The sequence below is a fragment of the Paenibacillus sp. FSL H8-0048 genome, from assembly GCF_038002825.1.
Lineage (GTDB): Bacteria > Bacillota > Bacilli > Paenibacillales > Paenibacillaceae > Paenibacillus_AQ.
In genome coordinates this window covers 19,505-31,964 of sequence record NZ_JBBODF010000001.1, presented here as the reverse complement: position 1 = coordinate 31,964, position 12,460 = coordinate 19,505, and the positions used below count along the sequence as shown (strand labels likewise).

Sequence of the window (12,460 nt, the reverse complement as noted above, 5' to 3'; positions counted from 1 at the left end):
ACATCTTCCTCCTAATTTGATAAATTCTTAATTGTAATATTTCCATCTATTTCGTAGATTACTTTAAAACCTGAAGGTCTGAGAGAATCAATGTCATATAATAATTTCACTTCAACTGATACATGCTTTGGTGGTATTTCTTTTAACGCTTTCGCCCATAAATTCTCTAATTTTTTGTATTTACTTAAATTAACTGCACTTGCTTGAGAAACAATGTTATCAATTTGTGCTGATCCTCCAAACCTATCCCCTGCAAGATGGCCTGCATGGTCACCTTTCGCTTTCCCTGGGGTATTCGAATCATGCGGTAATCTTTGCTCTCTTGCAGTTAATTTCAAATCATCTGCTTTAAAAGTTTCAATTCTTCCAAAATGATCTGTTTCATAGTCATATTGAAATTCACCAGTTTTGTATTTCACATTAGCTTTTAGTTTACCTGATGCATCGTATGGTGTTGAGACGAATGTTTTCTTCAATGCTGATTTTTCAGAAACCTTAATACTATCAAAATCAATCTTCCCGTCTTTTCTTGCAACTGCAGCATTATAGAAATCATTTCTTTGGGACTCAGAAAGGCTCTTAATCTTATCGAGCTCTGCCTGAGTATTAATCCCTGCTTTTCTTCCATCCAGACTATCAACTTCTTGAATCGTCCCATCAGCCAGCAACACCCAAGGATTAACCTCGCCGTAAAGACGAATATGCTTGCCCTTGCGCACCAGCTTAAACTTCTTGAACTTGAACTTTTGCAGAATCCGGTCCAGCAGGCCCCGGAGATTTTTGGCCCCCTTCACGAGCCCCTTTTGCAGGCTCTTGATCACGATTTTACCATTACGTATAATCATGCTGCCGCTCTTGGAGGCCAGCTTGGCTCCGGATTTCAGCAGGCTCTTGATGCCTTTGGCTCCTGCGCCTACAACGTTCTTCACCCCGCTGGCTGCCGCTCCGACGCCCTTCTTGACAGCTTGTCCGGCTTTCTTGAGGTCAGCTCCGACAGCTTTGAAGCCACCCGCCATCGCCAGCTCAACCAGCCCCATCGCCAGTGCAGTAGCGAGCGCAATTGCGGCAGGTTCGATCATCTTCTGCCAGCCCTGGCTCAGGTAGGTGCCGATGTAACCGGCGGCTTGCGCTAAGGTTTGCGCAATAGACACAATTGCCTGAGCCTGCATCACAACCGTGATAATATTAATAATAGGGGGAATAAGAACAGTAATGGCACCGCCACTGATGACAAAAGCTGCGCCAACAGCAACCAATACTCCCGCTATGCCCGCAAGCAGCTGTAATCCATGGGCCTTCATCCATTTTATTACAAATGATTTAATTTGGTCAAACAACATTTTCGCATTATTCGCACGTAGCTTGACACCATCGGCTATTTTGCCGCCAAGGCTCTGGTTGGCTGTTCCGGTGTCGAATTCCGCCATAATACTGTCCATGGTAGCCGGGTCGCGGCTGCCGGACATCTCTTTGGTTTCTCCGTCCTTCAGGTTCGCCTCCTGCACCAGTGCAGGGTCCATCTCGCCCTGCTCCACCGACTCCATCTCGATATCCTCGGCGCTCAGCTTCTCGCCCGCTGCCGCACCAGCGCCAGCTCCCTCAGCCTGCTCTACAGCTCCGCCTTCTGCTGCTCCAGCGCCCATTGGCTTGGAGATGTCTACCCCAAGCAGATACTCCCACATCTTCCCTTCCAGATGGCTGAACGAACGCTTCGCCGCCTTCCCGAGCGCTCCTATACGGACGAGCACATCCAGGAAAGTCGCAATCAGCAGATTGCCGAGCGTTGAGATCAGCTTGGAATAGAAGTTCTGTACTGCTGCCAGCGCCTGATCCACCTTCGAGGCCAGGAAGTCCATAACTTGAGTAACCTTGGTCTTGAGCTTCTGGGCCAGCTGGTTGACCGCTTTAATGGCCTTATTGACAACTCCGTCAATCTTGCTGCATATCTTGGCTGCAATGCCGGGGAACTTGGCAAATACAACGGTTACCAGCTTTTTCAGCAGCACACCCAGTCCCTTGATCAGAGTTGTAATCAGCTTGCGGCCCAGTTCAATGATGCCCAGCACAGCCTGCTTCGCTTTGTCAAAAATAAACTTAACCGCTTTGCGGAGACCCTCAAAAATGAAGTTGACTGCTTTCTTAACGACTTCGACGACAGCTTCCAGCTTATCCTTCACCCAGCCGAGGAAGCCGCCCTTCTTCTCTTCCTTGGCCTTCTCCTGTTCATGCTTGCCGTCTGCTTCCTTCTTAGCTTTACTGTAGGCCTGCGTCGCTTCCCGCTCCGCTTCAGACTGCTTCTTCTGAGCTTCCCGCTCTTTGTCTGTGCGGACGCTGTTGATCTCCTGCTTCTTCTGCTGGGCGGCTGACCCGGCCTGTTTGGTATAGTCCGTCTCGGCAGCATCCAGCTCCTTTTTCCACTCGCCCTGCAATTGGGTGACTTCTGCTTTGGCTCCAGTCTGCTGGCTGATCTGCTTGTTCTTCGCCTCGGTCTCGGCCTGCCGGATTTGTGCCTGGCTGTCGGCTTTGGAGCTCAGCACTTTACTGTCGAATTTTGCTTGTTCCTTCTTATATTCCGCCTGCTTGGTACCAAGCTGCTTCTTCATCTCTGGAGCCAGACTACGGTTCAGTCCGGCAGTCATATCTGCAGGCAGTGTCAGTGCAGGCAGCTTTTTGGCTCCGGGCGCCTGCCCGCCTTTCAGCCCTGCAGCGGCCTTCACCACGGTGCCATCCGGCTCGGGATAGATCTCATTCTCCCCGAACGGCTGCTTGATCTGGCCCATCTCCGCCTGCTTGGCTGTGCTCACCTGCTGAGAGGCCTCCTGATGAAAACCCTCCAGTTGGGAGGGATCTGCCTCCCCGGTCATGCTGATTCCCGGCGGCTGGGCGGCTGCGGAACGGATCTCGCTTAACATCGCCTCAGGATTGCCCCCGGAACCGGATGAACTAATGTTCATTTTGTCCAGCTTCCCTGCACTAACAGCCCCGCCGGTACGCTCGCTTTTGAAGCCTTCCTTCACAGCGTGCTTCAGTGCTGCCGGTTTCTTCCGGGCCTGCAGGACCTTCCCTTTCAAGCCGGTCGGTACAGGAACAGCAGGCAGCCCTTGTTTGGTCTTCTGCGCCTGCTTCGCGAAAGCACCGGAGGATACATTCACCGCCTGGGCATAGGCATCCCCCAGCTCTGTAGGCTGAACCTGTGTCAGCTGATCCAGAATCTGCCCCGGATCTTCACCGCTGATCTTCACCGTCTTACCCTTCGCCGGCTTCTCCTTCCCATCTCCTGCCAAGGCACCGAGTGCTGCTCCAAGCGATGGCTCCTTGGCTGCTTTCTTCGGTGCATCTGCTCCTTTGGAGGCGGCGGACTTCTTGGCTGGCTCCGGCGCATCCTCTCCCTGAGCTGCTGCGGACTCCTCCGCCTTTCCGGGATTCAAAGGTTCCGCAGACAGCTCTTCCCTGGCTTCTTCTGCAGACGGAGCGTCTTCCTCTCGTTCTGCCGTTTCAGCTTGCCCCTCTACAGTGGCCTCTGCTCTCCCCTTCGTCCGGGCAGGTGCTGGCGTCTTTTTGACGGCTACGGGACCTGAAGAACTGCCGCCACTAGCAGGCTTAGTTTGTGTGACAGACGCATTAGCGCCTCCTGCCTGCCCCAACGGCTCCTGCTTACTCTGCATCTTAGCTTCAGCCGGAGCGCTGGCTTGCTCTGCTTCTGCTTGCACCGGTTCCGGTGAATCCTTATGCTCTTCCACTTGAGCTTCTGCGGCCACGCTGTTACTTGGTCCAGCCGCCTGTGTTCCATTGTCTGCCTGCTCTTTCTTCTTCCCATCCTCCTTCAGACTCGATAACAACTGAACTACAGCCCGGTTGCCGAGTGTGCGCTGAAGTGCCAGCTTGTCTTCACGGCTTAAGGAAGCCGGATTCTGGCGGACACGCCGGATAATCTCTACCGGGTCTGGTTGTTTCGCGGCTGCCGGGCGAATGAATACCTGCGGATTGCTGTATGGTTTATGGCCGCCGGATGTTTTGTCTTTCTCCTTACTTACGGTTGCTTGGGTCTGCAATGGAGTCCCCCCTCTGTAAAAAATCGATCCTATAGATAAAGTAAAATCCATAGCGCTTTTTACAGCTGAAGTTATAAATAAATCCATTTATTCTAATATTTATGTATAATTACATGTCAAAAAGGCCGCCCAAAGGCAGCCTGTAACCCTTCCTCCTGATTAACGATTATTCGGGTCTGCCGCTTGGCCCGAGGCTTTGCGCAGCTCATTCGCCAGACGGTGAAATTCTTTTCCAGACTCTGCATTACCTGCTGCCATATAAGCTGCTTGAAGAAAAGCAATGATTTTGCCCGCATCCTCTTTCTTCATCATATAGTCTTTCCCCTCTCCGTTTGCATTGCCTGGTACAGGAACCGCGGCAGACTGTGTGCTCCACCAGCCGGCTTCTCCGCTGGACTGGTTGAGGTCTACATTCACTCCGTGAACCGGTTGACCTAGTCCCTTGGGACCGTTGTCATATTGATACAAGTGGATACCCTCTGCTTTCCGGCCTTTACTCCAGGCATACGTCTGCCAAAAGCCGGTGCAGGCCTTAGCGGCCATTGCAGCTTCAATAACCGTAACGCTCCCGTAGACACCCGACTGGTAATTCCGGGCGGCTTCTCCCGCTGCCGTAATATACTGGATCACCGTGTCCATCTGCTTCGCTGAAGCGTCGAAATCAACGGCAAAGTAGATCCGGCTCCCGGCAGGTTGTCCAACCGCAAGAGCCGTCTGTGCGGCAATCGCCCCGTCTGTCAGACCGGCTGCACGGCCTCCCAGCGCACGGCTGGCGGTCGTTTCATACACAGAGACAATTTGCAGCCCCGCAGCGCTGATAGCAACCGCCTCTGCCTGGGTTAACCTTTTCCAGCCGGAGGGCACGAGGTAACGGCATACGAATTCGTAGCCATCCTCCTTGAATTTCTTTGCCAGTGTGCGTGTTAGCGGTGCTGCGCAATCAAAGCCTTTGGCCATTCCCCCATCTCCTTCTTCCTGTCTGCTACCCGATTAATATTTTCATCAAAAGTCCCGCTGCGGCAATGCACATCCCCACGCTGCTAATGATCGTGCCCACCAGCCAGCGCTGATTCTCCCCTTGCCTGAGCTTCAATCTGGACAGCTCATCCCGCATCTCATCCATCCGCAAATGCGCTGACTTGCTGCTCTGCATGGCCTCAAGCGCAATATCCCTTGCACTGTTCATGATGTCGAGCTTGGTTTCCACCCGGGTCAACCGTTGAAGGATTTCATTCATGTCGTCTGGCATATCGTACCCCCGCTAATGGAGCTGGTTGATCTCCCGTTAATGAATAGCTCCAAGCTGCAACCACTGATCCGGCAGCAACCTGGAAGCTGTGCAATGCTGTACTTAGCCGCTTACGGTTCCATTCCTGCAATCAGATTGCCGTAGGAGTAGGCCGTAATCTTGCTGGTATCAGTGAAGCCCGTTGCCAGTCCATTGAAGGAATAATCATTAGTCTGATAGTAATTAGAGAAATCCGATTTCCAGAATCTGCACTGAATTTCTACACTTTCTCCAGGCTTAAGACTTCCGGCACCGCTGGTGAAGCCGACTTCCAGGTAATAGTCACTGCCGGTTTTGCCTGTTGTCTTCTGGAAGCTTCCTGTGACGTAAGGTTGGATCACCCTCGTATTCGAGCCTGCTACTCTGGCATAATCCGTATAGAAGCTCTGGAATCTCTCGCCATCGATAGTGTAGTAATATCTAAGCTTGATGCTGGAGAGCTGCAAGGTCGACTTGCTGGTATTCTCAAAGGATATTCTCGGGAAAATCGTATTCGTCAGGCTGCTTCGGCTCGCATTAAACGATTGAACCTTGAACGTCTGTGTAACAGTTACATTCTGCACCGCCGTCGATACATTACCGTTCACATCCGTAGCCGTCCAGGTGACCACTGTTTTCCCTAACGGGAAGCCGTCAGCCGGAGCATCATTCTTCAGCACAACTCCGAAGATGTCGCTCGCTGTAGCTTGGCCCAGGTTCACAAGCGTTTTGGTTCCGGTTGCCGGAACAGCAACATCTGCTGGAGCTTTCAACACTGGCTTCGTGGTATCCACCACCGTAATCTTCTGCACACCCGTGCTAACATTGCCGTTCGCATCCGTAGCGGTCCAAGTAACCTCAGTGGTTCCTAGCACATAGTTTTCAGGGGCATTACTGGTTACTGTTACCTTGAAAATGTCAGTCCCCGTTGCCACGCCGATCTCCACCGGAGTTTTCAGCGCCGTTGCCTCCACCGTTTTGTCAGCCGGAAGCTTCAACACTGGCTTCGTGGTGTCCACTACCGTAATCTTCTGCACACCCGTGCTAACATTGCCATTCGCATCCGTAGCGGTCCAAGTAACCTCAGTGGTTCCTAGCACATAGTTTTCAGGGGCATTACTGGTTACTGTTACCTTGAAAATGTCAGTCCCCGTTGCCACGCCGATCTCCACCGGAGTTTTCAGCGCCGTTGCCTCCACCGTCTTGTCAACCGGTAGCTTCAACACTGGCTTCGTTGTATCTACCACCGTGATCTTCTGCACGCCCGTGCTGACATTGCCGTTCGCATCCGTAGCGGTCCAAGTAACCTCAGTGGTTCCTAGCACATAGCTTTCAGGGGCATTACTGGTTACTGTTACCTTGAAAATGTCCGTCCCCGTTGCCACGCCGATCTCCACCGGAGTTTTCAGCGCCGTTGCCTCCACCGTTTTGTCAGCCGGAAGCTTCAACACTGGCTTCGTGGTGTCCACTACCGTAATCTTCTGCACACCCGTGCTAACATTGCCATTCGCATCCGTAGCGGTCCAAGTAACCTCAGTGGTTCCTAGCACATAGTTTTCAGGGGCATTACTGGTTACTGTTACCTTGAAAATGTCCGTCCCCGTTGCCACGCCGATCTCCACCGGAGTTTTCAGCGCCGTTGCCTCCACCGTTTTGTCAGCCGGAAGCTTCAACACTGGCTTCGTGGTGTCCACTACCGTAATCTTCTGCACACCCGTGCTAACATTGCCATTCGCATCCGTAGCGGTCCAAGTAACCTCAGTGGTTCCTAGCACATAGTTTTCAGGGGCATTACTGGTTACGGTTACCTTGAAAATGTCAGTCCCCGTTGCCACGCCGATCTCCACCGGAGTTTTCAGCGCCGTTGCTTCTAGAGTAATGTCAGCTGGAAGCTTAAGCGCAGGCTTGACCGTATCAACAATAGTCACCTTCACGATGCCTACTGCGGAATTTCCGCTGCTATCTATAGCAGTCCATTTCACAATCGTAGTACCGATAGGGAAATTTGCAGTTAAGGTCTCCTCTGAAGTGATCGGGCTATGCTCTCCCGGAGCATCTGTCGTTAGAGTAACCGGGAAGAAATCCAGCGCCGCTGGCACTTCCAGTTCTACCGGGGTTTCCAGAGCCGTTGCTTCCTTGGTCAGCTGCAGGGGTCCTTCGAATTTCAGCAAAGGCTGTGTCGTATCCACTACGGTAATCCGCTGTACCCCGGTTACCTCGTTACCATTGATATCTTTGGCCTTCCAGGTAACGGTCGTTGTTCCCAGCGGATAAGCAGCTGGAGCATCCGATGTCACCGTCACCTTGAAAATATCCGTAGCAGACGCTTGCCCGATCTCCACCGGAGTCTTCACTGCCGTTGCTTCTACGGACAGATCCTCCGGTACAGTAAGCGTTGGCTTCGTTGTGTCCACGACCTTAATCTTCTGCACCTTCGTAGTCACATTGCCGTTCGCATCCGTTACCGTCCACACTACTTCTGTTACGCCCAGCGGATACGCTTCAGGGGCATTATTCTTCACTGTCACCTTGAAAATATCCTTGGCCGCTGCCACGCCGATCTCTACCGGAGTCTCTACCGCCGCCGCTTCTACAGTAATATCTTCCGGTACAGCAAGCACAGGCTTCGTTGTGTCCACGACCTTAATCTTCTGCACCTTCGTAGTCACATTCCCGTTCGCATCCGTTGCCGTCCACACTACTTCTGTTACGCCCAGCGGATACGCTTCAGGGGCATTATTCTTCACTGTCACCTTGAAAATATCCGTAGCCGCTGCCACGCCGATCTCTACCGGAGTCTCTACCGCCGCCGCTTCTACAGTAATATCTTCCGGTACAGCAAGTACAGGCTTCGTCGTGTCCACGACCTTAATCTTCTGCACCTTCGTAGTCACATTGCCGTTCGCATCCGTTGCTGTCCACACTACTTCTGTTACGCCCAGCGGATACGCTTCAGGGGCATTATTCTTCACTGTCACCTTGAAAATATCCGTAGCCGCTGCCACGTCGATCTCTACCGGAGTCTCTACCGCCGCCGCTTCTACAGTAATATCTTCCGGTACAGTAAGCACAGGCTTCGTCGTGTCCACGACCTTAATCTTCTGCACCTTCGTAGTCACATTCCCGTTCGCATCCGTTGCCGTCCACACTACTTCTGTTACGCCCAGCGGATACGCTTCAGGGGCATTATTCTTCACCGTCACCTTGAAAATATCCGTAGCCGTGGCCTCGCCGATCTCCACCGGAGTCTCAACCGCCGCCGCTTCTACAGTAATATCCTCCGGTACAGCAAGCACAGGCTTCGTGGTATCCAAGATAGTAACCTTTTGCTTGCGCGTGGATACGTTGCCGTTCACATCCTTCGCTGTCCAGGTGACTTCAGTCACGCCCAGCGGATAGGAAACCGGAGCATTGCTGCTCACTGCGGCAATTCCGAAGATATCGGTGACCGCAGGCACCGGCAGCTTAATCTGCATTGTCTGCCCGGTAGCTTCTGCAATGTAGTCCGGAATATCAGCGATTACCGGGGCCGTTGTATCTTTTACCGTAATCGTCTGGGTGCCGGTGCTGAAGTTGCCGTTCGTATCTGTCGCCTTCCAGGTAACAATCGTCTTGCCGAGCGGGTAGCTGGCCGGAGCATTGCTGACCACCGTGACCGGGAACAGATCCGTAGCCGTAGCCTTGCCGATTTGCACCGGAGTATTTACTGCGGTAGCCTCCACACTGATATCCTGCGGAACCGTCAGGATTGGCAAGGTGGTATCCACTACAGTCACCTTTTGCTTGCCGGTAGTTACCAGACCGTTAGCATCCTTCGCCGTCCAGATAACCTCGGTAACGCCCACAGCATAATTCTCGGGAGCATTGCTCGTTACAGTAACCGGGAAAATATCCGTGGCCGTGGCCTCTCCAATCACAACTGGAGTTCTGATAGCTGTAGCCTCTGCCTTGACGTCTGCCGGGATAGACAGCTTAGGCGCAGTCGTATCTACAACAGTCACCTTCTGCTTCGCGATTGCCACATTGCCGCTTGGATCACTGGCCATCCAGGTAACCAGCGTGGTGCCGACCGGGAAATCAGCCGGAGCATCGTTAATGATCTCAGTCTCGAACAGATCGAAGACCACCGGCTCGCCCAGAGCGACCTTGGATCTGACCGCCGTTGCCTCTACCGTTAGATCCTCCGGTGCTGTAATGACCGGTTTGGTCGTATCTACGATCTTGACCTCTTGCGTACCTTTAGTTGCATTGCCATGCTCGTCCGTAATCGTCCATGTTACCTTGGTGAGTCCGAGCGGGAATTCCGCCGGAGCATCATTCTTAACTGTCACGGCAAAAATTTCCGTAACCACCGGCTGGCCGATGTCTACCTTTGTTTTTGCTCCAGTGGCTTCTGCCGTTATACCGCCTGGCAGCGTAACCAACGGCTTCGTCGTGTCTACGATCTTCACGGTCTGCGTTGTCTTGGTGGTGTTGCCATTCTCATCTGTAGCCGTCCAGGTAACGACTGTTGTCCCGAAGATGAAGCGTTCCGGGGCGTTATTGGTTACAGTAACACTGAAAATATCCTTGGCCGACGCTTCCCCCAGCTCCACTGGAGTCTGAATGCCGGTTGCCTCGGCGGTGATGTCTCCAGGCACAGTTAACTGTGGAGGCGATGTATCTGTAACTGTAATCTTCTGCACTTTCTCGGTGACGTTGCCATGTTCATCTGTGGCAGTCCAGGTAACCTTGGTTACACCCACCGGATAATCCGCCGGGGCATCCTTGGTTAGCAGCACATCGAACAGATCGCTGGCTTCGGCTTGTCCAATATTCACCTTCGTCCGTCTAGCCGTAGCTTCTACGGTAATATCCTGCGGTATTGTCAGTACAGGCTTGGTGGTATCGGTAATTCGGATCAGCTGATCTGCTGTAGTGATATTTCCATTCTCATCCTTAGCCGTCCAGCTTACCTTGGTTACGCCCACCGGATAATCCTCAGGCGCATTATTCGTAATATTTACCTTGAAAATATCTGTCGCGGCGGCCTTCCCCGGATCTACCACAGTTCTCCGGCCTGCAGCTTCCTTTGTAATATCGGCTGGAACCGTCAGTAACGGCTTAGTTCTGTCTACTACGGTGACCTTCTGGGTTGCTGTAGTCACATTGCTGTTGGCATCGGTCGCCATCCAGGTGACGGTAGTCGGGCCAATAGGGAATTCCTTCGGTGCGTCATTCACCACAATAACCGGGAAAATATCCGTAGCCGACGCTCCGGTGACCACAAGCGGCGTCTTAACCGCTGTAGCTTCCACAACCATATCTCCCTGCACGGTTAGTACCGGCTTTGTCGTGTCTTTTACAGTAATTTTCTGCACCTGTGAGGAGGTCAGTCCTACCGGGTCCACCGCTGTCCATTTGACGGTAGTTGTCCCCATTGGATAGTCTGCAGGGGCATCATTTGTCAGGAGAACATCCGGGATGGAGATATCCTGAACGGAGGCTTTACCAATATCGGCTGGGGTACGAACGGCCTTCGCTTCCATTGTAATATTCGCCGGAACCGTAATGACCGGGACCGTCTTGTCAATCTTCACTTCGGTCTTCTGTACAGCGGTCAGGTTGCCTGCATGGTCAACGGCCCAGAACTCCAGAGGGATAATGCCCTCCACCGGGACGTCAAAAGCAGCCGTGCTGCCTGCCAGAGTCTGTTCTTCGCCATCCGCTCCGAGTCTATAATGGATCTCCTTCACTCCGGAGTGGGCATCTGATGCGGTAAGAGAGACCGTAACATCCGTGCTGTTCCAGCCCTTCTCATTTGCTTCAGGGCTGAGAATACTGGCGATCAGCGGACCGCTCTTGTCAATTTGTACCACTACCGTGCGGGGAGCTTCTGCATTCCCGGTTCTGTCCACTGCCCAGTAGCTGACGGTAGTCGCTCCTTCCTGTTCCAGCTCCACGGCCGCGCTGGAGCCGGAAGTTCTCACTGCTGCATTCTCACCCAGCTTGTAATACACAGCGTCCACACCGGAATATGGATCTTCAGCGGTAAAATGCAGCGCAATCTTCCCCCGGCTCCAGCTGCCGGATTCAGCGCCTGTTACAGCTGCTTCTGTAACCGGAGCGCTTTTATCAATATGAATGGGACCGAAGGTTGCGATGGAATAGTGGTTCTTATCCTCATCACTGGTAGCCGCACTGTCAACAGCCTTGCCCGTTGCCGTCTGGCCTGCTCCTTCAGCGGTAAATTTCTGATCCGGGGTCAGTGATTTGATCGCTGACAACGTGTCCTCTGCCGTATAATGTACAGTCACGGATTGACTCGTCCACGTTCCGGCAATGTAAGGCGCACCGTTCTCCGTCACCGCCGTGGCTTTAATGGAAGGCGGCGTTGTATCGATCAGGTTAGAGCCTACGGCTCCGACCTCTACCTTGAAGGTAACCGGCTGAAGACCGGGAACGGTAGCTTTTACCTCCATGGTCTTAATGACCCCGGTTCCCTTCGAATAGACCTGATAGCCTTCACCTATATAACCTGTATAGTTGTTAGCCGCAGATGCATATCCGTTTGCATCCGACACCACTGTAATTCCGGTACTGTTGAGCCCGCGCATGACCGCAGTAATTGTACTGTCCTCCGAGACGGTGAAGGTGACGGGAATACCCGGCAGCGGATTACCCGCCAGATCCTTGACCGCCACCACCTGCGGAAGCATGAAGCCGCGCCCTCCTGGAATCACACCCGAGGCCTGCGACAACCGGATCTGCTGCAGCAGCGGCGATACCGGGCTCATCGAGCCCTCGACATTGCTGAGTGCCATCAGACTCATCTGATAGGCTCCATGATTCAGGATGACTCCCAAGGTAGGATCTATCTCATACACCGATTGATACACGGAGCTATAGACCGAATCCTTAACCGTTGCCCCTTGATGAAGCTGCGGCTCCGGTATTGGCGGCTCTGCCTCATACACTGCTGCAGATGCGGTGTCCGCTTCGGGCCCTGGAAGAATGTTGCGGGCTATTTTCCCCGACCCGAACACCGCTCCTGGCGCCAGCATCAGAATCAGTAGCGAGAGACACAGCCATCTGCTGATGATGCCTAACCGTCCTTGCTGCACAAGCTTGCATTTCCTTTTTGAATGTTTCATCATACATC

4 protein-coding genes are annotated in these 12,460 nt (G+C 53.0%); all 4 read right to left on the bottom strand.

Going from position 1 to position 12,460, the window contains the following annotated elements; all coding sequences use genetic code 11:
• Positions 1–11 precede the first annotated feature (11 nt).
• Complete coding sequence (locus tag NSU18_RS00155; RefSeq protein ID WP_341147879.1) at positions 12–4,052, bottom strand: DNA/RNA non-specific endonuclease; 4,041 nt, start codon at positions 4,050–4,052, stop codon at positions 12–14.
• A 159-nt stretch (positions 4,053–4,211) separates the two neighbouring features.
• Positions 4,212–5,009: a DUF1906 domain-containing protein gene (locus NSU18_RS00150; protein ID WP_341022922.1), complete on the bottom strand. Its 798-nt coding sequence runs from the start codon at positions 5,007–5,009 to the stop codon at positions 4,212–4,214.
• Between the two features lie 25 nt (positions 5,010–5,034).
• Complete coding sequence (locus NSU18_RS00145) at positions 5,035–5,301, bottom strand: hypothetical protein (RefSeq protein ID WP_036700963.1); 267 nt, start codon at positions 5,299–5,301, stop codon at positions 5,035–5,037.
• Positions 5,302–5,411: 110 nt separating this feature from the next.
• Positions 5,412–12,452, bottom strand: a complete 7,041-nt coding sequence (locus NSU18_RS00140; protein WP_341147878.1) for an HYR domain-containing protein — start codon at positions 12,450–12,452, stop codon at positions 5,412–5,414.
• Positions 12,453–12,460 lie beyond the last annotated feature (8 nt).